The 21,491-nt window shown below is 72.5% G+C and carries 17 protein-coding genes; 10 read left to right on the forward strand and 7 right to left on the reverse strand.

Going from position 1 to position 21,491, the window contains the following annotated elements; translation table 11 throughout:
• Positions 1-46 precede the first annotated feature (46 nt).
• From serC to ACWGIG_RS21815, 7 genes are all read right to left on the reverse strand, one after another.
• Complete coding sequence (gene serC / locus ACWGIG_RS21785; protein WP_453323297.1) at positions 47-1,165, reverse strand: phosphoserine transaminase; 1,119 nt, start codon at positions 1,163-1,165, stop codon at positions 47-49.
• A gap of 139 nt (positions 1,166-1,304) precedes the next feature.
• Positions 1,305-2,591: a cytochrome P450 family protein gene (locus tag ACWGIG_RS21790; protein WP_453323298.1), complete on the reverse strand. Its 1,287-nt coding sequence runs from the start codon at positions 2,589-2,591 to the stop codon at positions 1,305-1,307.
• Entirely contained in the window at positions 2,588-3,820 is a 1,233-nt protein-coding gene (locus ACWGIG_RS21795) for a cytochrome P450 (RefSeq protein ID WP_453323311.1), read from the reverse strand. The genes ACWGIG_RS21790 and ACWGIG_RS21795 overlap by 4 nt, the downstream gene beginning before the upstream one ends.
• A gap of 65 nt (positions 3,821-3,885) precedes the next feature.
• The gene (locus ACWGIG_RS21800; protein WP_453323299.1) at positions 3,886-4,566 is read right to left on the reverse strand and encodes a GTP-binding protein; all 681 of its coding nucleotides are present in this window, start codon (positions 4,564-4,566) and stop codon (positions 3,886-3,888) included.
• On the reverse strand, positions 4,547-4,921 hold the full coding sequence (locus ACWGIG_RS21805) for a DUF742 domain-containing protein (RefSeq protein ID WP_453323300.1): 375 nt from the start codon (positions 4,919-4,921) through the stop codon (positions 4,547-4,549). The genes ACWGIG_RS21800 and ACWGIG_RS21805 overlap by 20 nt, the downstream gene beginning before the upstream one ends.
• On the reverse strand, positions 4,918-5,349 hold the full coding sequence (locus ACWGIG_RS21810; RefSeq protein WP_453323301.1) for a roadblock/LC7 domain-containing protein: 432 nt from the start codon (positions 5,347-5,349) through the stop codon (positions 4,918-4,920). The genes ACWGIG_RS21805 and ACWGIG_RS21810 overlap by 4 nt, the downstream gene beginning before the upstream one ends.
• On the reverse strand, positions 5,346-7,055 hold the full coding sequence (locus ACWGIG_RS21815) for an ATP-binding protein (protein ID WP_453323302.1): 1,710 nt from the start codon (positions 7,053-7,055) through the stop codon (positions 5,346-5,348). The genes ACWGIG_RS21810 and ACWGIG_RS21815 overlap by 4 nt, the downstream gene beginning before the upstream one ends.
• 141 nt (positions 7,056-7,196) lie before the next feature.
• On the opposite strand from ACWGIG_RS21815, the gene ACWGIG_RS21820 reads away from it, so the two are divergent.
• The 10 genes from ACWGIG_RS21820 (at position 7,197) to ACWGIG_RS21865 (ending at position 21,472) form a co-directional block, all read left to right on the forward strand.
• Positions 7,197-10,013 (forward strand): FAD-binding and (Fe-S)-binding domain-containing protein, encoded by a 2,817-nt coding sequence (locus ACWGIG_RS21820; RefSeq protein ID WP_453323303.1) that lies wholly within the window; start codon positions 7,197-7,199, stop codon positions 10,011-10,013.
• A gap of 73 nt (positions 10,014-10,086) precedes the next feature.
• Positions 10,087-11,061, forward strand: coding sequence for an EamA family transporter (locus ACWGIG_RS21825; RefSeq protein ID WP_453323304.1), 975 nt, complete (start codon positions 10,087-10,089; stop codon positions 11,059-11,061).
• Positions 11,062-11,181: 120 nt separating this feature from the next.
• Positions 11,182-11,976 carry a TIGR03084 family metal-binding protein gene (locus ACWGIG_RS21830; protein WP_453323305.1) on the forward strand — a complete coding sequence of 265 codons (795 nt, stop codon included), beginning with the start codon at positions 11,182-11,184 and terminating at the stop codon, positions 11,974-11,976.
• 113 nt (positions 11,977-12,089) lie between these two features.
• Positions 12,090-13,778 (forward strand): acyclic terpene utilization AtuA family protein, encoded by a 1,689-nt coding sequence (locus ACWGIG_RS21835; protein WP_453323312.1) that lies wholly within the window; start codon positions 12,090-12,092, stop codon positions 13,776-13,778.
• A 22-nt stretch (positions 13,779-13,800) separates the two neighbouring features.
• Entirely contained in the window at positions 13,801-15,399 is a 1,599-nt protein-coding gene (locus ACWGIG_RS21840; RefSeq protein WP_453323306.1) for an acyl-CoA carboxylase subunit beta, read from the forward strand.
• Positions 15,400-15,424: 25 nt separating this feature from the next.
• Positions 15,425-17,335: an ATP-binding protein gene (locus ACWGIG_RS21845; RefSeq protein WP_453323313.1), complete on the forward strand. Its 1,911-nt coding sequence runs from the start codon at positions 15,425-15,427 to the stop codon at positions 17,333-17,335.
• A complete protein-coding gene (locus ACWGIG_RS21850) occupies positions 17,332-18,495 on the forward strand; it encodes an acyl-CoA dehydrogenase family protein (protein ID WP_453323307.1) in 1,164 nt (387 codons plus the stop codon). The genes ACWGIG_RS21845 and ACWGIG_RS21850 overlap by 4 nt, the downstream gene beginning before the upstream one ends.
• Positions 18,496-18,570: 75 nt before the next feature.
• Positions 18,571-20,145 carry an AMP-binding protein gene (locus tag ACWGIG_RS21855; protein ID WP_453323308.1) on the forward strand — a complete coding sequence of 525 codons (1,575 nt, stop codon included), beginning with the start codon at positions 18,571-18,573 and terminating at the stop codon, positions 20,143-20,145.
• Positions 20,142-20,885: an enoyl-CoA hydratase family protein gene (locus ACWGIG_RS21860; protein ID WP_453323309.1), complete on the forward strand. Its 744-nt coding sequence runs from the start codon at positions 20,142-20,144 to the stop codon at positions 20,883-20,885. The genes ACWGIG_RS21855 and ACWGIG_RS21860 overlap by 4 nt, the downstream gene beginning before the upstream one ends.
• Positions 20,873-21,472: a TetR/AcrR family transcriptional regulator gene (locus ACWGIG_RS21865; protein WP_453323310.1), complete on the forward strand. Its 600-nt coding sequence runs from the start codon at positions 20,873-20,875 to the stop codon at positions 21,470-21,472. The genes ACWGIG_RS21860 and ACWGIG_RS21865 overlap by 13 nt, the downstream gene beginning before the upstream one ends.
• The last annotated feature ends 19 nt before the right edge of the window (positions 21,473-21,491 follow it).

Raw genomic sequence — 21,491 nt, forward strand, 5'->3', positions numbered from 1 at the left:
GCACGATTCCCGTGCCGGGCCCCTCGCTGCGTACCGTCCCAGGACGTCAGAGCTGCTCGATGACGTAGTCGATGCAGGCGGTCAGCGCCTGCACGTCCGCCGGGTCGACCGCCGGGAACATCGCCACGCGCAACTGGTTGCGGCCCAGCTTGCGGTACGGCTCCGTGTCGACGATCCCGTTGGCGCGCAGGACCTTCGCGACGGCCGCCGCGTCGATGCCGTCCGCGAAGTCGATCGTGCCGATGACCTGCGAGCGCTTCGCCGGGTCGGTGACGAACGGGGTCGCGTGCTTCGAGGTCTCCGCCCACGAGTACAGGGCGGTGGAGGAGGCGCCGGTGCGCTTGACCGCCCAGTCCAGGCCGCCCTGCTTGTTGAGCCAGGTCAGCTGCTCGTTCAGGAGGAAGAGCGTGGAGAGGGCCGGGGTGTTGTACGTCTGGTTCTTGAGCGAGTTGTCGATCGCCGTCGGGAGCGAGAAGAACTCCGGGACGTGGCGGCCGGACGCGTGGACGCGGGCCGCGCGTTCCAGGGCCGCCGGGGAGAAGGCCGCCAGCCACAGGCCGCCGTCCGCCGCGAAGGACTTCTGCGGGGCGAAGTAGTAGACGTCGGTCTCGGTGATGTCGACGGGGAGGCCGCCTGCGCCGGACGTCGCGTCGACCAGGACGAGGGAACCCTCGTCGGCGCCCGCGACGCGCTTGATCGGCGCCGCGACACCCGTCGACGTCTCGTTGTGCGTGAACGCGTAGACGTCGACGCCCGCTTCGGCCTTCGGGTCCGGGTGCGTACCCGGGTCCGAGGCGATCACGGTCGGGTCGGCCAGCCACGGGGCGGCCTTGGCCGCCTTCGCGAACTTCGAGGAGAACTCGCCGAAGGAGAGGTGCTGGGACCTGTTGTCGATGAGCCCGTGGGTGGCGACGTCCCAGAAGGCGGTGGAGCCGCCGTTGCCCAGGACGACCTCGTAGCCCTCGGGGAGGGAGAAGAGGTCGCGCACGCCGTCCCGTACCGCACCGACCAGGTTCTTCACCGGAGCCTGGCGGTGGGACGTACCCATGAGTGAAGTGCCGGTGGCGGCAAGCGCGTCGAGCGCCTCCGTCCGTACTTTGGAGGGGCCCGCGCCGAAACGGCCGTCGGCGGGCTTGATGTCAGCGGGAATCCGGATCTCAGCCACGAGCCGGAGCGTAGTCGCTCCCGGGGGACGGATGTGACTCCGTCCGGCGGATGAGACGACCGGCACTCCGGCCCGGGCAGGTGTTTTCGTACGAGAGACGCGGGTGTCTGCGTACGAGGGACGTGCTGGTCGGGGTCGTTCAGGCCTGCTTGCCCAGCAGGACCGGGACCTCGACGAGGTCGTTCTGCGTCACGACCGGCTTGTTGCGCAGCTCGGAGGCGTCTACCGCGAGGGTCAGGCCGGGGAAACGGGCGTACAGCGCGGGCAGCGCGACGGCCGCCTCCAGGCGGGAGAGGGCCGCACCCGGGCACACGTGCGGGCCGTACCCGAAGCTGATGTGCTTCACGGTCTCGCGGGTGACGTCGAAGTCCTCGGCGCTCTCGCCGTGCACCCGCTCGTCGCGGCCGATCGCACCGAAGGAGACGACCAGGGCCTCGCCCTTGGGGAGGACCGAGTCGCCGACCGGGACGTCCTCGGTGGCGTAGCGGAGCAGGACGTGCGAGGTCGGGGTCGACCAGCGGAGGGTCTCCTCGACGACGTTCTCCCACGGAACCTCGCCGGAGAGGACCTTGGCCCGCTGCTCGGGGTGGGTCTCCAGGCCGATGACGGCCTGGAGGATCAGGCTGATCGTCGTCTCGTGACCGGCGATGATCATGACCTTGATGGTGTTGAGGAGCTCCTCCTCGGTGAGCCGGTCGCCCTCGTCCGACGCGTTCAGCAGCGCGCTGGTGAGGTCGTCGCCCGGGTTGGCGCGCTTCTCCGCGAGGACCTCGGTGAAGATCGCGTCGATCTCGGCCAGCACCTTGGGCATCTCGCCCGGCCCGGTCTCGCTGGAGAAGAACCGGTCGAAGACCGCGGTCAGCCGCGGGCTGACGACCTTCTCGACACCCATCAGCGCCGTGACGACCTTCATCGGCAGCGGCGCCGCGAACAGCGCCTTCAGGTCGACGGGCGCGCCCGGCTCCTGCTCGGCCAGGGCGTCCAGCAGGGTGTTCGTGATCGCCTCGACGCTGCCGCGCAGATGCTCCACCCGGCGCACGGTCAGCGCCTGGGCGACCAGCAGCCGCAGCCTGCGGTGCTCGGGGCCGTCCACGGTGAGCATCGACCGGCCCGGGTTGACCAGGCCGATCAGCGGCCAGTCCATCGCGATCTCGCCGCGCTGCCAGGCGTTCCAGTGTCCGATGTCCTTCACCACGCGCGGGTCGTTGAGCAGCGCGCGGGCCTCGGTGTGGTGGGTGACCGCGTAGCAGGGGACGCCGCCGGGCAGCACCACGCGGGCGAGCGGACCCGCCTCGCGCAGCCGCGCGCCCTCGCCGACGAGGTCGTGCACGAACGGGTCGAGGGTTATCGGATCGTGCGCGTTCCCGGCGCTCGCGCCCGTCACGGGGCAGGACAGCGCGCCGGAAACCCCGGTCGTCTCGGTCATACGGTGCCTCCAAGGGCGGGAGTGGGCGTGAACGTCACCGGCAGCGCGGTCAGTCCGCGCAGCCAGGGGGAGGGGCGACGGGTGAGGGACGCGGCGGGCACGGCCAGGTCGATGTCCGGCAGCCGGTCGAGCAGGACCTCCACCGCGGTACGGGCGATGACCTCGGCGGTCTCCCGCGCGGGGAACGGGCAGCGGTGCTCGCCGTGGCCGAAGGAGAAGAACGCGTTGTTGCCGCCCGTCAGCACGGAGGCGTCGGTACGGACCTGGGGGTCGCCGTTGGCCGCGGCGAGCCCGAGCAGCAGGAGGTCGCCCGCGGCGACGGCGCGCCCGCCCAGCCGGGTGTCCCTGGAGGCCCAGCGGCCCGCCACGTTCTGCGTCGGGGTGTCCTCCCAGAGCACCTCGTTCATGGCCTCGGCGACGCTGTGCCTGCCGCCCGAGAGGGAGGCGGTGAAGCGGTCGTCGGTGAGCATCAGGCGCAGCGTGTTGCCGATCCAGTCGGCGGTCGGCTGGTGGCCCGCGGCCATCATGACCATCAGGTCCTGGAGGATCTCCATCGGGCTGAAGCCGTCGGGGCCCGAGGCGTCGCCGTCGGCCAGCATCCGGGACGCCACGTCCTGGCCGGGCTCGGCCTGCTTGGCGGCGAGGAGGCCGGTGATGGTCTGGGTGACGTGCTGCTGGCCCGCGAGGGCGCGCTCGCGGCCGTCGATCATGTCGTTGAGCGCGGCGACGAGCGAGGGGCCCTGCTCGTCGGGGATGCCGTAGATCTTCGCCAGCACGCGGACCGGGAGCAGCATCGCGTAACGGCTGATGATGTCGGTCCCGCCCCTGGTGCAGAACTCGTCGATCAGCCCGTCCGCGAACTGCTCCGCGTACCGCTTGAGTTCGAACGGGTCGACCGCTTCCAGCGCGTCGCTGATCAGCTGGGCGCGGCGGGTGTGGCGCTCGCCGACCGTGTAGAGGATCGACGGCTGCCTGCGGCCGATCATGGGCAGCAGGGGCCAGTCGGCGGGTATGCGGTCCCACTGGTTCCACAGCTCGGAGTCCCGGGAGAAGAGCACCGGGTCCGAGGTGAGCTGGTGCAGTTCGCGGTAGCCGGTGACCAGCCAGGCCGGGATGTCGCCGGGCAGGGTGACCGGGACGACCGGGCCGTGCTCGCGGCGCATGTCGCGGTAGAGGGCGGCGGGCTCGATCTGGAAGCGGGGGCCGGAGAGGGGGACGGACGCTTCCACCTCGGCCGCCGCTCCGGTTCCTGCTCCGGCGAGGGCGTGTGCGGGGCAGCCCGGGGGCGGTGTGGTCACTGGGAGGTGCTCCCTCGGGCTGGGGTGGCTGTGACGGCTGTGGGCCCTGCCGCGGTGGCTCGGCCCGCCGTCGACAGGTGGTGCAGGTGCTCGACGAGCGTGATCAGTACGTTCTTGCTGGAGGCCCGGCTGCGGGCGTCGCAGGTGACCATCGGGACGTGGTCGGGCAGGTCGAGGGCTTCCCGTACCTGCTCGTCCGTGTGGACCGGGCCGCCGAAGTCGTTGCGCGCCACGACGAACGGCGTGCCGTGGTGTTCCAGGCGGTCGATGGCGTACCAGGAGTCGGCGAGGCGGCGGGTGTCGACGAGGACGACCGCGCCGAGGGTGCCGGAGAAGAGGCGGTCCCACAGGAACCAGAAGCGTTCCTGGCCGGGTGCGCCGAAGAGGTAGAGGACGGTGCGGCCGTCGATCGATATGCGGCCGAAGTCGAAGGCGACGGTGGTCGAGGACTTCGTCCGTACGCCGTCGAGGTCGTCGATCTTCTCGCCCGCACGGGTCATCGTCTCCTCGGTGTTGAGGGGACGGATCTCGCTGACGGAACGGACCATGGTGGTCTTGCCCACGCCGAAGCCGCCGACGACGACGATCTTGAGACCGTTGTCGGCGGTGCGGGACAGGTGGGGCCGGTCGTCCCCGGGCGCGGGGTGGTGCGCCGGGTCAGAGATTGCGGAGGCCAACGAGCACCTGCTCCAGGAGTTCGGGTTCGGGGAGTTCGGCGGATTCGGGAGCGCGGCGCGGGTGGCGGGCGCTGATCCGGCCGGTGTCGAGCAGATCGGCCAGCAGGATGCGGGTGATGCCGACGGGCAGAGCGAGCTCGGCGGCGATCTCCACGACGGCGATCGGGTAGTCGCACATGCGCAGGATCGCCGCGTGCTCGGACTGCATGCCCGGCGTCGGGTCGCACTCCGCGACGACCAGGGTGACCAGGTCGAACGCGTCGGAGTGGGTGCGGCTGCGGCCCCCGGTGACGGTGTAGAGCCGGTCGGGGGAGTCGTCGCGGCCCGGGCGGTGCGGGCGGGCCGGCGTGCTCATGCGGCGGGGGTGCTGTTGGCGCCCTTGCCGGTCGAGCGGGGTTCGGCGGCGAGGTGTTCGCCGAGCTGCTCGACGAGTTCGCTCATGTTGTGGCCGATGAGGCCGACGTCGGAGTCCTCGCCCGCGACGACGGCGAGGTGTGCGCCCGCGCCCGCCTCGACGATGAACAGGATGCCGCCGTAGAACTCGGCCATCGCCTGCCGGACACCGCCGCTGCCGTCGCCGAACTCGATCGACGCCCCGTGGGTCAGGCTCTGGATGCCTGCGGCGATGGCGGCCAGTTGGTCGGCCTGGTCGACGGAGAGCTCGGGCGTGCGGCAGAGCTTGAGGCCGTCCCGGGACAGGACGAGGGCGTGACGGGCGCCGGGGGTGCGCTCCAGCAGGCTCTCCAGCAGCCAGTTGAGCTTCTCGTCGGTGGTGGCGGTCATCGGTTGTCGTTGCCTTCCGGGTGCGTGTGGGGGTGGGGGTGCTGTGCCGTGTCCTGCTCGGGGCCCTGGCCCTGGCCCTGGCTCTGGCTCTGGACCGCCCGGCGGAACGTGCTGAAACGGTCCGTCGCGGCCGGTCGGGCGGCGGCCCCGGCCTGTGCGGGCCTGGGCGGTGTGTCAGGCCCGGCCGGGTGCGCGGCGGCCAGGGTCCGGCCCCGGCGGCGCTTGGGCAGCCCGCTCTCGCCGAACTGGGGGAGGTTGCCGGTGGTCTCGGAGGCGGGGGCGTCGCCGGAGGGAGCGGCGGACGGTGCCGTCCCTGCCGTCGGCTCTGCGAGCGCGTGATCGGGGGTGACTTCGCGTTCTCGTACGGAGAGGTCCTCGTGGTCCTCGCTCTCCCGGGGCCCTTCGCTCTCCTCGCGTACGGGATCTTCCGTACGTACGACAGCGGCATCGGCCCCCGCCCCGGCCGCAGCGGGCGCCGCCGCCTCAAGAGGCGCAGGCGGTGCGGACGGCGCCGCCGCCTCAAGAGGCGTCGTCGGCACGGTCTGCGTCGGCACGGTCCTCGGTACGGTCTCTGGCGGCACCGCCTTCGGCAGCCGCGTCGACCCGGTGTCGTGGCGCGGGGCCGCAGCGGTCGGCTGCGGCTGGGTCAGCAGCTCCTGCGGCAGCAGCATCAGCGCACCCGTGCCCCCGCGCGCCGACGGCCGGAAGGACACCTTCAGCCGGTGCTTGCGGGCGAGGCAGCCGACGACCGCGAGGCCGAGCCGGGTGCCCGAGAGGCTCGTCAGGTCCAGCGGCGTCTGTGCGCACACCGCGCGCTCCGCCCGGCGCAGCTGCACGTCGCTCATCACGAGCCCGCTGTCCTCGACGGTGATGATGAGGCCCGCCGGGACCTCTTCCACGTACACGTGCACCTCGGCCGTCGGCGGCGAGAAGTTCGCCGCGTTGTCGAGGAGCTCGGCGAGGGCGTGCATGACGCCTTCCGCCGCGTGACCGGCGACGGCGACCTCGCTGGTGGAGTGCAGCCGGACGCGCTGGTAGCCGTTGATGCGGCCCATCGCGCCGCGCAGGACGGACTCCATCACGATCGGTTTTGCCCATCTGCGACCGGAACGCGCACCCGTGAGGATGGCGATGCTGTCCGCGAGACGGCCCGCCTGGGCGGTGCGGTGGTCCAGGTGCAGCAGGTCGCCCAGGACGTCCTCGTCGGTGTGCCGGTGCTCCATCTCGCGGAGGTCGGCCAGCATGCTCGTGGCGAGCGCCTGCATGCGGCCCGCCGCGTTCGCGCACGCGGACATCGCTGCCGCGCGGGAGGACTCGCCGCGGCCGACCTCGGTGGCGAGGGTGGTGAGCAGCCCCCGCGCGTGCTCGTTGTCCAGCGTGCCCAGCGCATGCTTCGTCGCGGCGAGGGCGGTGGAGACCGAGTCGCCGGAGCGCAGCCTGGTGACCAGTCCTGGCACGGTCTCCTGGGCGAACCGCTCGGCGTCGCGGCGGCCGGCGGAGATCGCCTCCCGCAGCCCGCGCGCCTGCACCTCGGCACGGACGGCGACGGTGACGGCGGCGGTCAGCAGCACCGCGGCGGCGCCGCCGCACCAGGCCAGCGGGGTCCGCACCTGCTCGGGGGCGGCGAGCACCGCCCACAGGAGCAGCAGGCCGGAGACGGCCGCCGAGATCGACAGGGCCAGTGCGGACGCTCGGCGCAAGGACATGAGAAGTGGGGCCTCCTGAAAGAGTGCCCACTATAAAAGAACTGATGATCAGTTGGGAAAGGTCCTGTTCGCATTTCTTATGCACGTGCACAACAAGTCGACATGTTCTGCCCGATTAATGACACCGTGCATGCTTGATTCATGGCTGAACAGCGGCGCGTGACGACCGAGTTGGCAGCGGACCTGAGGGCGGCAGTGCGCGGGGAGGTGTCCTTGGACGCCGCCGCACGGGCCCTCATGACGATGGACGCCTCCAACTACCGGAGGGTCCCCCTGGGCGTCGTGGCCCCGCGCGACGCGGACGACGTCGCCGCCGCCCTGGCCGTCTGCCGGGCGCACGGGGTGCCGGTGGTGCCGCGCGGCGGCGGCACCTCCATCGCGGGCCAGGCGACCGGCACCGGCGTCGTCCTGGACACCACGCTCCACCTGAGGGCGATCGTCGACCTGGACCCGGCCGCCCGTACGGCGGTGGTCGGGCCCGGGGTCGTGCTCGACGACCTGCGGGCGGCGGCGGCACCGTACGGACTGACCTTCGGGCCCGACCCGTCCACGCACAGCCGCTGCACCCTCGGCGGCATGATCGGAAACAATTCCTGCGGCTCGCACTCGGTCGCCTGGGGCACGACGGCCGACCAGGTGCGGGAATTGAATGTCCTGACATACGGAGGCGATCAGTTGCGGCTGTCGCGCGGCGGCTGGGACGCCGTTCCCGCCACTCTCCGTACGGAACTCCACACGCTGCTGACGAAGAACCTCGCCCTCTTGAGGACGGGGTTCCCCGAACTCCCCCGCCGCATCTCGGGTTACGCACTCGACGCGCTCCTGCCGGAGAACGGCGTCGACCTCGCCCGTGCCTTCTGCGGCAGCGAGGGCACGCTCGGGGTGGTGACCGAGGCCGTCGTCGGGCTGGTGGAGGCACCTCGTGCGCGCGCCCTCGCCGTCCTCGGCTACGCCGACGAGAGCGCGGCGGCGGAAGCGGCCCCCGGCATCCTGCCGTACGGGCCGCTGACCGTGGAGGGCATGGCCGCCGACCTCGTACCCGAGCGGGAGCGGGCGCTGCTGCCGCGCGGGGCGGCCTGGCTGTTCGTCGAGACGGGCGGCGGGAGCCCGGCGCAGGCCCGTGCGCGGGCGGAGGAGGTCGTCCGGGGTGCGGACGCGGTGGACGGGACGGTGGTGGCGGACGCGGCAGGACAGCGCGCCCTGTGGCGCATCCGCGAGGACGCGAGCGGGACCGCGACCCGGATGCCCGACGGCAGCGAGGCCTGGCCGGGCTGGGAGGACTGCGCGGTGCCGCCCGCCAGGCTCGGTGCGTACCTCCGCGACTTCCGCGCCCTGATGGCGGCCCACGGGCTGCGCGGGACGCCGTACGGGCACTTCGGGGACGGCTGCATCCACGTCCGTATCGACTTCGACCTCTTGAGGCGCGAGGGGGTGGCCCGCTTCCGCCGCTTCTCCGAGGAACTCGCGGACCTCGTCGCCGCCCACGGCGGCTCGCTCTCCGGCGAACACGGCGACGGCCAGGCGCGCGCCGAACTCCTGCCCCGGATGTACGGGCCCGAACTGGTCGGCCTCTTCCACGAGTTCAAGGACGTCTGGGACCCGGCGGGCGGCATGAACCCGGGGATGCTCGCCCGCCCCGCCCGCCTCGACGAGAACCTCCGCTTCGCCGTCCTCCCGGCCGAACCGGTCCGCGACGTCGCCTTCGGCTACCCGCACGACGGCGGCGACTTCTCGGCGGCCGTACGCCGCTGCGTGGGCGTCGCCAAGTGCCGTACGCAGTCGGCGCCGGACGGCGGCACCGGTGTGATGTGCCCGTCCTACCGGGTCACCGGCGACGAACAGCACTCCACGCGCGGGCGCGCGCGGCTGCTGCACGAGATGCTCGCGGGCGAGGTCGTCGAGGACGGCTGGCGCTCGACGGAGGTCAAGGACGCCCTCGACCTCTGCCTCTCCTGCAAGGGATGCCGCAGCGACTGCCCGGTGGGGGTCGACATGGCCACGTACAAGGCGGAGTTCCTGCACCACCACTACGCGGGCCGGTTGCGCCCCGCCTCGCACTACGCACTGGGCCGCCTGCCGGAATGGCTGCGCCTGGCGTCCCCCCTGGCGCCGCTCGTCAATTCCGCTGCCGCCCTGCCCCCCTTGGCCTCGATCGCCAGGCGGACGGCCGGGATCGCCCCGGAACGCCCGATCCCCCCGCTCGCCCCCCGGACCTTCCGCCGCTGGGCACGCGGACGCCCGCTCACGCCTTCCCCTTCCTCGGCCCCCCTGATCACCCTCTGGCCGGACACCTTCACCAACCACCTCTCTCCGGCGGTGGGAATCGCGGCGGTACGAGTCCTGGAAGCGGCGGGCCTGCGCGTCCGCCTCCCGCGCGCGGGCCTGTGCTGCGGCCTCACCTACGTCTCCACCGGCCAGTTGGACCGGGCCCGCACGGTCATGCGCCGCACGCTGGCGGCGGTGCCGCCGGACACCCCTCTGGTCGTCCTGGAACCCAGTTGCGCCGCGGCCCTCAAGAGCGACCTCCCGGACCTGCTCGGCGACGACCCCCGCGCACACCGACTGGCCTCGAATGTCCGGACATTCGCTCAATCCCTGGAGGAGTACGCCCCCGGCTGGACCCCACCCCTCCTGAACCGCCCGGTCACCGGCCAGACCCACTGCCACCAGCACGCGGTCCTGGGTGACGACGCGGAACGCCGCCTCCGCGAGAAGGCGGGCCTCACGGGTCCGCTCGCGGGCGGCTGCTGCGGCCTGGCAGGCAACTTCGGCTTCGAGAAGGGCCACTACGAGGTGTCGAAGGCCTGCGCGGAGGAACAGTTGCTGCCGGGGGTGCGGGACCTCGCCGAGGGGGGCGAGCTGCTGGCGGACGGCTACTCGTGCCGCACGCAGATCGAGCACCTGGGGTCCGGTGCGCGGGCGAGGCACTTGGCGGAGGTCCTGGCGGAGGGGCTGTGAAGCGGGCCACCGGCCCACTCAATCCCCCATGCCATCATGGGAGTACATCCCATTGAACACGAGGTGCACCACAGTGAACGAGGTCGAGCCCCAGGCCAAGCCCGTCCCCGCCCCCCTCATCGACGCGGAGGCCGCCGCGGCCTGTACGGCCACCAAGCCCGGCGGACGGCCCGCGAGCCCCCGACGCGGCAGCCACCTCGCCCCCGTGGCCCTCGTCGTCGCCGGTGGCCTCTCCGTCCAGTTCGGCTCCGCCCTCGCCGTCCTGATCATGCCGAGGACCGGTGCCCTCGGCGTCGTCACGCTCCGGCTCGCCGTCGCCGCAGTCGTGATGCTCCTCGTGTGCCGTCCGTCCGTCCGCGGCTACACCCGCCGCGACTGGGGCACCATCCTCGTCTTCGGCCTCGCCATGGGCGGCATGAACACGCTCTTCTACCAGGCCGGCGACCGCATCCCGCTCGGCGCCGCCGTCACCCTCGAAGTGCTCGGCCCGCTCGCGCTCTCGGTCTTCGCCTCCCGTCAGTGGGCCAGCGTGCTGTGGGCGGGCCTCGCCCTCGCAGGAGTGGGGCTGCTGGGCGCCGCAGGGTTCGGCGGCCTGGACCTCGTGGGCGCCGCCTTCGCGCTCTCCGCGGGCGCGTGCTGGGCCGCGTACATCGTCTTCAGCGCGAAGACGGGACGCCGCTTCCCGCAGGCCGACGGCCTCGCCCTCGCGATGGCTGTCGCGGCCCTGCTGAGCCTGCCCCTCGGGGTACTCGAAGCGGGCACGAAGCTGATCGACCCGGTGACCCTCGGCCTGGGCGCCGCCGTCGCGCTGATGTCCTCCGTCCTGCCGTACACCCTCGAACTCGTCGCCCTGCGCAAGATGCCCGCACCGACCTTCGCCGTGCTGATGAGCCTGGAGCCCGCGATCGCGGCCGGTGCCGGATTCCTCATCCTGCACCAGGCGTTGTCGCTGGTCGACGCGCTGGCGATCGCCCTGGTCATCGGTGCGAGCGTGGGCGCGGTGCGCAGCCAGACCCGGCAGAAGGCCCCGCGCGTCCCTGCCAAGTAGCCGCCCGGGCAGCCGAAACAATCACAGAACGCAGCCCCCGAGTAATTCAAGCACGCTTGCTTGTTTCCTCGGGGGCTGCCATGCTCCGGACACGCAGCCACGCCCCGATGGGAGCGCACCGTGTCCGAACTCGACGCCGTACTCCAGGACTTGCACGACGAGAGCGCCGAACTCGACAGCCTCGTGGCGGACTTGACGGACGCCCAGTGGCGTCTGCCCACTCCCGCCGCCCGCTGGACCCTCGCCCACCAGATCGCCCACCTCGCCTGGACCGACGCGGCGGCCCTGCTGGCGGCGACCGACCCGGAGGCGTTCGGCGCCGAGGTGGCCAAGGCGGAGGCGAATCCCGAGGGCTTCGTCGACGACGGCGCCGACGCGGGCGCCGTGCTCCCGCCCGCCGAACTGCTGGCCCGCTGGCGGACCGGCCGCGACCGGCTGTGGCAGATCCTTGAGCTCGCCCCGGCCGGCACCCGCTACCCCTGGTACGGGCCGCCGATGAGCGTCGCCTCGATGGCCACCGCCCGCCTCATGGAGACCTGGGCGCACGGCCAGGACGTCGCCGACGCCCTCGGGGTGCGGCGCGAGCCGACCGCCCGGCTGCGACAGGTGGCCAGGATCGGGGTGCGGGCCCGCGACTACGCCTTCTTCGTACGGGGACTGCCCGCGCCCGCCGAGGAGTTCCGGGTGGAGCTGACCGGGCCCGGCGGGGAGCTCTGGGCGTACGGACCCCAGGACGCGGCCCAGCGCGTGACCGGGCCCGCCCTGGACTTCTGCCTCCTGACCACCCAGCGCGCCCACCGCGACGACCTCGCCCTGCACGCGGAGGGCGCCGACGCGGACCGCTGGCTGGACATCGCCCAGGCCTTCGCGGGCCCGGCGGGAGAAGGACGCAAGCCGCAGGGGTCCCGGCCGTGACCGGCGGCCCGGACCCTGCCCGCCCCGGTCCTGCCCGCCCAGGTCCTGACCGCCCTGGCCCGGCCCGCCTCGGCCCTGACCGCCCCGGTCCGGCCCGCCCCGAAGTCCTCCGCATCGGCAACGCCTCCGGCTTCTACGGCGACCGCTTCGACGCCGTCCGCGAGATGCTCACCGGCGGCGAACTCGACGTCCTCACCGGGGACTACCTCGCCGAACTGACCATGCTGATCCTCGGCCGCGACCGCCTGAAGGACCCCTCCCGGGGCTACGCCAAAACCTTCCTGCGCCAGTTGGAGGACGGCCTGGGGCTCGCCCACGACCGGGGCGTGAAGATCGTCACCAATGCGGGCGGACTCCACCCCGCAGGACTCGCCACCGCAGTGCGGGAGTTGGCCGGGCGGCTGGGGACACCGGTCAAGGTCGCTCACGTACAGGGGGACGACCTGATCGGAAACGGTCGGCCCCACCACCGGTGGCCGGAGGGAACACTCACCGCCAACGCCTACCTCGGCGGCGCCGGCATCACCGCCTGTCTCGACGCCGGAGCGGACATCGTCGTCACCGGCCGGGTCACGGACGCCGCCCTGGTCACCGGGGTCGCCGCGCACTGGTTCGGCTGGGGCCCCGAGGCGTACGACGAGCTGGCGGGTGCGGTCGTCGCCGGGCACGTCCTGGAGTGCGGCACCCAGGCCACCGGCGGCAACTACTCCTTCTTCGGCGCCCACGACGTGCGACGCCCAGGCTTCCCCCTCGCGGAGATCCGCGCCGACGGCTCGTCCGTCATCACCAAGCACCCCGGCACGGGCGGCGTCGTCGACACCGGCACCGTCACCGCCCAGCTCCTCTACGAGACGGGCGGCGCGCGCTACGCGGGCCCCGACGTCACCGCCCGCCTCGACACCGTACGGCTGGAGCAGGAGGCCCCCGACCGGGTGCGCATCACCGGCGTACGGGGCGAGGAACCGCCGCCCACCCTCAAGGCGGGGCTCACCAGGATCGGCGGCTGGCGCAACGAGGTCGTGTTCGTACTCACCGGCCTCGACGTCGAGGAGAAGGCGGCGCTGGTGCGGGAGCAGGTCGAGGAAGCCCTCGGCGGCGCCAAGAGGCGCCCGGCGGAGGTGCGTTGGACCCTGGCCCGCACCGACCGCGAGGACGCCGACACCGAGGAGTGCGCGAGCGCCCTGCTGCGGCTCGTCGTCCGCGACCCGGACGCCGAGACCGTCGGCCGTGCGGTCAGCGGCGCGGCGGTGGAGCTGGCACTCGGCAGCTACCCCGGCTTCCACGTCACGGCCCCGCCGGGCAAGGGCGCCCCGTACGGCGTCTTCGAGGCCCGCCATGTGGACGCGGCGGACGTGCCGCACACGGCGGTACTGCCCGACGGCGCCGCGCAGGCGATCCCCGCGCCCGTACGGACCAGGCCCCTGGCCCCCGTACCGGATCCCGCTCTTCCCGAACCGCTGCCCGTGCAGCCCACCCGCCGCGCCCCTCTCGGCCTCGTCGCGGGCGCCCGCAGCGGCGACAAGGGCGGCGACGCCAACGTGGGCGTGTGGGTGCGCACCGACGACGCCTGGCGCTGGCTCGCCCACGAGCTGACGGTGGCGCGCCTGCGTCAACTGCTCCCCGAAACGGCCGATCTGACCGTCACCCGCACCGTCCTGCCCCACCTGCGCGCCCTCAACTTCACCGTCGAGGGCCTCCTCGGCGAGGGAGTCGCCGCCCAGGCCCGCTTCGACCCGCAGGCCAAGGCGGTCGGTGAGTGGCTGCGCTCGCGTCACCTCGACATACCGGAGGTTCTGCTGTGACCGCGACACCGGAGGTACTTCTGTGACCGTGCTCGCCTCGTCGCTCGACACCACGAGCCCCGAGTACGCCGCCCACCGCACCGCGATGCTCGACAAGCTCGACGACCTCAAAGAGGCGCACGCGCAAGCCCTCGCGGGGGGCGGCGAGAAATACGTCGCCCGCCACCGGAAGCGCGGCAAGCTGCTCGCCCGGGAGCGCATCGAGCTGCTGCTCGACCCCGACACCCCGTTCCTGGAGCTGTCCCCGCTCGCCGCCTGGGGCAGCGACTACCCGGTCGGCGCGTCCATGGTCACCGGCATCGGCGTCGTCGAGGGCGTCGAGTGCCTGATCACCGCGAACGACCCCACCGTGCGGGGCGGCGCCTCCAACCCGTGGACCCTCAAGAAGGCGCTGCGGGCCAACCAGATCGCGTACGAGAACCGGCTGCCGTGCATCAGCCTCGTCGAGTCCGGCGGCGCCGACCTGCCCTCCCAGAAGGAGATCTTCATCCCGGGCGGGGCGCTCTTCCGCGACATCACCCGGCTCTCGGCGGCAGGCATCCCCACGATCGCCGTCGTCTTCGGCAACTCCACGGCCGGCGGGGCGTACGTGCCCGGCATGTCCGACCACACCGTGATGATCAAGGAGCGGTCGAAGGTGTTCCTCGGCGGCCCGCCCCTGGTGAAGATGGCCACCGGCGAGGAGAGCGACGACGAGTCCCTGGGCGGCGCCGAGATGCACGCCCGCGTCTCGGGCCTCGCCGACCACTACGCCGTCGACGAGCCGGACGCCCTGAGGCAGGCCCGCCGCATCGTCGCCCGCCTCAACTGGCGCAAGGCGCAGCCGGATCCTCTGGAGGCGGAGCCGCCCCAGTACGACGCGGAGGAGCTCTCGGGAATCGTCCCCGGCGACCTCAAGACGCCCTTCGACCCGCGCGAGGTGATCGCCCGCCTCGTCGACGGCTCCGACTTCGACGAGTTCAAGCCGCTGTACGGGCCGAGCCTGACCACCGGCTGGGCCACCCTGCACGGCTACCCCGTGGGCATCCTCGCCAACGCCCAGGGGGTGCTGTTCAGCGCGGAGTCGCAGAAGGCCGCCCAGTTCATCCAGCTCGCCAACCAGCGCGACATCCCGCTGCTCTTCCTGCACAACACCACCGGCTACATGGTCGGCAAGGAGTACGAACAGGGCGGCATCATCAAGCACGGCGCGATGATGATCAACGCCGTCGCGAACTCCAAGGTCCCGCACCTGTCCGTCCTGATGGGCGCCTCGTACGGAGCCGGGCACTACGGCATGTGCGGGCGCGCCTACGACCCGCGCTTCCTGTTCGCCTGGCCCAGCGCCAAGTCCGCCGTGATGGGCCCCCAGCAGCTCGCGGGCGTCCTGTCGATCGTCGCCCGGGCATCCGCCGCGGCAAAGGGGCAGCCGTACGACGACGAGGCCGACGCCGGACTGCGCGCCATGGTGGAGCAGCAGATCGAGTCGGAGTCCCTCCCGATGTTCCTGTCCGGGCGGCTGTACGACGACGGGGTCATCGACCCGCGCGACACCCGCACCGTCCTCGGCCTGTGCCTGTCCGCGATCCACACGGCCCCCGTCGAGGGCGTGCGCGGCGGCTTCGGCGTCTTCCGGATGTGAGAGAACCGTGACCCCTCAGAACCCAGTGATCACTTCCCTGCTCGTCGCCAACCGCGGCGAAATCGCCTGCCGCGTCTTCCGTACGTGCGCGGAGCTCGGCATCGCCACCGTCGCCGTGCACTCCGACCCGGACGCCGACGCCCTCCACACACGCACGGCCGACGCCTCGGTACGTCTCCCGGGTGCGGCGCCCGCCGACACCTACCTGCGCGGCGAACTCGTCGTGAAGGCAGCCCTCGCGGCCGGCGCGGACGCCGTGCACCCCGGATACGGCTTCCTCTCCGAGAACGCCGACTTCGCCCGCGCGGTCCAGGGCGCGGGACTCACCTGGATCGGCCCGCCGCCCGAGGCCATCGAGGCCATGGCGTCCAAGACCCGTGCCAAGACCCTGATGGCGAAGGCCGGGGTGCCGCTCCTCGCCCCCGTCGACCCGGCGACCGCCACCGAGGCCGACCTGCCCCTCCTCCTCAAAGCGGCGGCGGGCGGCGGCGGGCGCGGCATGCGCGTCGTACGGGAACTCGCGCATCTTGAGGACGAGTTGACGGCAGCGGCGGCCGAGGCCCGGTCCGCGTTCGGCGACGGAGAGGTCTTCGCCGAGCCGTATGTCGAGCGGGGCCGCCACATAGAGGTGCAGGTCCTCGCCGACACCCACGGCACCGTATGGGCGCTCGGCACCCGAGACTGCTCGCTCCAGCGCCGCCACCAGAAGGTGATCGAGGAGGCCCCCGCGCCGGGCCTGCCCGACGGACTCCGGGCGTCCCTCCACGCCGCCGCCACCGCCGCCGCACGCGCCGTCGGGTACGTCGGCGCGGGCACGGTCGAGTTCCTCGTCGACGGGCAAGGCCGTGCGTACTTCCTGGAGATGAACACCCGCCTCCAGGTGGAACATCCGGTGACCGAGGCAGTGTTCGGCCTGGATCTCGTCGCGCTCCAGATCCGGATCGCGGAGGGGGAGCCCCTCCCGGCCGAGCCGCCCGCCCCGTCCGGGCACGCCGTCGAGGCCCGCCTGTACGCCGAGGACCCCGCGCACGGCTGGCAGCCCCAGACCGGCCCGCTGCACGCCCTGGAGGTCCCCGAGGGGCCCGGTCTGCGCCTCGACACGGGCTACGTCGGCGGCGACACCGTCGGCATCCACTACGACCCCATGCTCGCCAAGGTCGTCGCATGGGCGCCCACCCGCGCCGAAGCCGTCCGCAAGCTCGCCCACGCGCTCGTACGCGCCCGGGTGCACGGCCCCGTCACCAACCGGGACCTCCTCGTCGCGTCGTTGCGCCACCCCGAGTTCATGTCAGGACATCCGGACACCGGGTTCTACGACCGTCACCTCGCCGCCCTCACCGAGAAGCTGCCGGGAGAGGAACAGGCCGCCGTCGCCGCCGCCCTCGCGGACGCGGCCCGCAGGGGCAGCCGGTTCGGGGGCGGCTGGCGCAACGTCCCTTCGCAGCCGCAGACCAAGACGTACAACGGCCACGAGGTGCGCTACCGGCGCGACCGCGACGGCTGGTCCGCCGAGGGAGCGGAACGGGTGGTCTCCGTCGCCCCCGACCGGGTCGTACTCGAAGTCGACGGTGTGCGGCGCCGCCACCTCATAGAGGTGCACGGGGACCGGGTGTACGTCGACACCCCCACCGGCTCCCACACCCTCACCCCGGCCCCCCGCTTCCCCGACCCCACCGCCCGCACCGCCCCCGGCTCCCTGCTCGCCCCCATGCCGGGCACGGTCGTCCGCGTCGCAGAAGGCCTCGCGGAAGGCTCCCACGTGGTCGCGGGGCAGCCCCTGTTGTGGCTGGAGGCCATGAAGATGGAGCACCGCGTCGTCGCTCCCGCCTCCGGCACGCTCACCGCACTCCACGTCGCCCCCGGCCGCCAGGTCGAGGTCGGCGCCCTGCTCGCCGTCGTCACGGACACCAGTGCACAGGAGGAACCGGAAGCATGAACACCACCGTTGTCGAAACCGAGGAGCACCAGGCGCTCCGCGCCGCAGTCGCCGCCCTCGGCAAGCGCTACGGACGCGACTACCTCACCGGCGTCGTCGCCGAGGAGAGCCACCCCGAAGAGCTGTGGGCGGAGGCCGCCAAACTCGGCTACCTCGGCGTCAACCTTCCTGAGGAGTACGGCGGCGGAGGCGGCGGCATCGCCGAACTCTCCATCGTCCTGGAGGAGTTGGGTGCGGCCGGCTGCCCACTCCTCATGATGATCGTCTCGCCCGCCATCTGCGGCACCGTCATCGCCCGCTTCGGCACCGACGCGCAGAAGGAGAAGTGGCTGCCGGGCCTCGCCGACGGCCGCCTCACCATGGCCTTCGGCATCACCGAGCCCGACGCCGGGTCCAACTCCCACCGCATCACCACCACCGCCCGCAGGGACGGCGACGGCTGGGTGCTGAACGGCCGCAAGGTGTTCGTCTCCGGTGTCGACATCGCCGACGCCACCCTGATCGTCGGCCGCACCGAGGACGCGCGGACGGGCAGCCTCAAGCCCTGCCTGTTCATCGTCCCCCGCGAGGCGCCCGGCTTCCAACGTTCGCGGATCGACATGGAACTCCAGGCCCCGGAGAAGCAGTTCGAGCTCGTCCTCGACGACGTGCGCCTCCCTGCCGAAGCCCTCGTCGGAGACGAGGACGCGGGCCTCCTCCAGCTCTTCGCGGGCCTCAACCCCGAGCGCATCATGACCGCGGCCTTCGCCATCGGGATGGCCCGCTACGCCCTGGCCAGGGCCGTCCGGTACGCCAAGGAGCGCACGGTCTGGAAGACGCCCATCGGCGCCCACCAGGCCCTCGCCCACCCCCTCGCGCAGGCGCACATCGAGATCGAGCTCGCCCGCCTCATGATGGGCAAGGCCGCCGCCCTGTACGACGCGGGCGACGACATGGGCGCGGGAGAGGCCGCCAACATGGCGAAGTACGCGGCGGCCGAGGCCTGCGTGAAGACCGTCGACCAGGCCGTGCACACCCTCGGCGGCAACGGCCTCACCCGCGAGTACGGCCTCGCCTCTTTGATAGTGGCCTCACGGGTCGCCCGGATCGCCCCGGTCAGCCGCGAGATGATCCTCAACTTCGTCTCCCACCAGTCCCTGGGTCTCCCCAAGTCGTACTAGTACGCGCGACCCTGTCCCTCCGCACCACGCCGCCGCGACAGCGTCGCCGACACCGCGCCGAAGGGGATCGTCATCATGGTGTTCCACAGCGAGTACGCCGATGTACCCGACGTAGAACTGCCCATCCACGAGGCGGTCCTCGGACACGCCGCCCGGTACGGCAGCGCTCCCGCGCTCGTCGACGGGACGAACGGCACCACCCTCACGTACGCCCAGCTCGACACGTACCACCGCAGGCTCGCCGCCGCGCTGGCCGCGTCCGGGCTGCGCAAGGGCGACGTACTCGCCCTGCACAGCCCCAACACGATCGCCTACCCGACGGTGTTCTTCGCCGCCACGCGCGCGGGGGCGGCCGTCACCACCGTGCACCCGCTGTCCACCGCCGAGGAGTTCGCCAAACAGCTCCGCGACTCCTCCGCCCGTTGGATCGTCACCGTCTCACCACTCCTGGAGACCGCCCGCCGCGCCGCCGAGATCGTCGGCGGCGTGGAGGAGATCCTCGTCTGCGACAGTGCGCCCGGACACCGCTCCGTACTCGACCTGCTCGCCTGCACGGACCCCGAGCCGCAGATCGACATCGACCCTCTTGAGGACGTCGCGGTGCTGCCGTACTCCTCCGGCACCACCGGCGTCCCCAAGGGCGTCATGCTCACCCACCACTCCATCGCCACCAACATCGCCCAGCTGAGCCCGTTCGTCCCGATGAAGCCCGGCGACCGGCTGCTGGCAGTGCTCCCCTTCTTCCACATCTACGGACAGATGGCGCTGATCAACCAGCCCCTGTCGCACGGCGCGACCGTCGTCACCCTGCCCCGCTTCGAACTGGAGCAGTTCCTCCGGGTCGTCCAGGACCAGCGCATCACCGCCCTGTACGTCGCCCCGCCGATCGTCCTCGCCCTGGCCAAGCACCCCGCCGTCGCGCAGTACGACCTGTCGTCGGTGGAGTACATCGTCAGCGCGGCAGCGCCCCTCGACGCACACCTCGCGCAAGCGTGCGCGGCCCGCCTGGGGCTCCCGACGGTCCTCCAGGCGTACGGGATGACCGAACTCTCCCCGGGGACGCACCTGGTGCCGCTGAGCGCCGAGAACCCGCCCCCGGGCACCGTCGGCAAGCTCGTCCCGCGCACCGAGATGCGGATCCTGTCCCTGGAGACCCCCGGCAAGGACCTGGGGGTCGGCGAGGAGGGCGAGATAGCCGTCCGCGGCCCGCAGCGCATGAAGGGCTACCTCGGACGCCCCGAGGAGACCGCGGCGATGATCGACGCGGACGGCTGGGTGCACACCGGCGACATCGGCCGCGTCGACGCCGAAGGCTGGCTCTACGTGGTCGACCGCGTCAAGGAACTCATCAAGTACAAGGGCTTCCAGGTCGCGCCCGCCGAACTCGAAGCGCTCCTGCTCACCCACGAGGGCATCGCGGACGCCGCCGTGATCGGGGTGTACGACGAGGACAACAATGAGGTGCCCAAGGCGTTCGTCGTACGGCAGGCGCATGCCCAGGGCCTCGAAGAGGCAGACGTCATGGCGTACGTCGCCGAACGCGTCGCCCCGTACAAGAAGGTGCGCCGCGTCGAATTCGTCACCGGAGTGCCCCGGGCGGCCTCCGGCAAGACCCTGCGGCGGGAGCTGCGAGAAAGGGAACGTGCATGACACGACAGGCCCTGGTCCCCACCACCCACGAGCGCGGCATCACCACCCTCACCCTCGACTCGCCCGCGAACCGCAACGCCCTCTCGGTGCGCCTCGTACGCGAGTTGGGGATGGCACTCGACCGGTACGGGAAGGACCCGTCGGTGCGCGCGATCGTCCTCGCCCACACCGGCGGCACCTTCTGCGCGGGCGCCGACCTCAAGGTGCCCGCCAGCCCGTACGCGTTCGTCGAGGTGCTGCGGCAGATCGCCGAACTGCCCAAGCCCGTCCTCGCGCGCGTCGACGGGCACGCCCGCGCGGGCGGACTCGGGCTGCTCGGGGTGTGCGACATGGCGTTCGCCGGCGAGACCTCCGACTTCGCCTTCACGGAGGTACGGATCGGGGTCGCGCCCGCCGTCATCTCGATCCCCCTGCTGCCCCGCCTGGATCCCCGCGCCGCGTCCCGGTACTTCCTCACCGGGGAGGTCTTCGACGGGCCGCGCGCCCGCGACATCGGACTGCTCACCGCGACCGCACCCGACGTCGACGCCGCGCTCGCGCCCGTGCTGGAGGCCCTGCGCCGGGCCTCCCCGCAGGGCCTCGCGGAATCCAAGCGGCTGCTGACGGCCGAGGTCAGGGCCGCCTTCGACCGTGACGCGGAGGACCTGGTACAACGCTCGGCAGCGCTGTTCGCGTCCGCCGAGGCACGCGAGGGCGTCACCGCACACCTCGAACGACGGGACCCCGCATGGCTGTTGTGACCGCCCCTCGGACAGGCCCCAAACAGGACCGCAGCCGGGCCACCCGCCAGCGCCTGCTGGAGGCAGCCGTGGCCTGCCTGGCCGAACGCGGCTGGGCGGGCTCCACGGTGTCCGTCGTCGCGGAGAAGGCCGGGGTGTCGCGGGGCGCCGCCCAGCACCACTTCCCGACCCGCGAGGACCTCTTCACCGCCGCCGTCGAGTACGTCGCCGAGGAACGCTCCACCGCACTGCGCGCGCTTCCCGGCCACCACATAGCCGCGGTCGTCGGCGCGATCGTCGACCTGTACACGGGGCCGCTGTTCCGGGCGGCCCTGCACCTGTGGGTGGCCGCCGCCAACGAGGAGCAGCTGCACGCACGCGTCACCGAGCTGGAGGCCCGCGTCGGCCGCGAGACCCACCGCATGGCCGTCGAGCTGCTGCACGCGGACGAGTCCCGCCCCGGAGTGCGCGAGATCGTCCAGGGCTTCCTCGACATGGCCCGCGGACTCGGACTCGCCAACCTCCTCACCGACGACGCCGCACGGCGGGACCGGGTGGTGGCGCAGTGGGCGGAGCTGCTGGAGGGGGCACTGGGCGAGCACGGGTAAGGGGCGTCCTCCAGGAGGA

It is taken from the genome of Streptomyces sp. NPDC054863 (genome assembly GCF_053610825.1).

Bases quoted from the DNA above. Each gene is read 5' to 3' on its own strand.
- ACWGIG_RS21820 (WP_453323303.1), top strand. From the start codon at position 7,197: ATGGCTGAACAGCGGCGCGTGACGACCGAGTTGGCAGCGGACCTGAGG.
- ACWGIG_RS21805 (WP_453323300.1), bottom strand. From the start codon at position 4,921: ATGAGCACGCCGGCCCGCCCGCACCGCCCGGGCCGCGACGACTCCCCC.
- ACWGIG_RS21815 (WP_453323302.1), bottom strand. From the start codon at position 7,055: ATGTCCTTGCGCCGAGCGTCCGCACTGGCCCTGTCGATCTCGGCGGCC.
- ACWGIG_RS21850 (WP_453323307.1), top strand. From the start codon at position 17,332: ATGAACACCACCGTTGTCGAAACCGAGGAGCACCAGGCGCTCCGCGCC.
- ACWGIG_RS21860 (WP_453323309.1), top strand. From the start codon at position 20,142: ATGACACGACAGGCCCTGGTCCCCACCACCCACGAGCGCGGCATCACC.
- ACWGIG_RS21790 (WP_453323298.1), bottom strand. From the start codon at position 2,591: ATGACCGAGACGACCGGGGTTTCCGGCGCGCTGTCCTGCCCCGTGACG.
- ACWGIG_RS21855 (WP_453323308.1), top strand. From the start codon at position 18,571: ATGGTGTTCCACAGCGAGTACGCCGATGTACCCGACGTAGAACTGCCC.
- ACWGIG_RS21810 (WP_453323301.1), bottom strand. From the start codon at position 5,349: ATGACCGCCACCACCGACGAGAAGCTCAACTGGCTGCTGGAGAGCCTG.
- ACWGIG_RS21865 (WP_453323310.1), top strand. From the start codon at position 20,873: ATGGCTGTTGTGACCGCCCCTCGGACAGGCCCCAAACAGGACCGCAGC.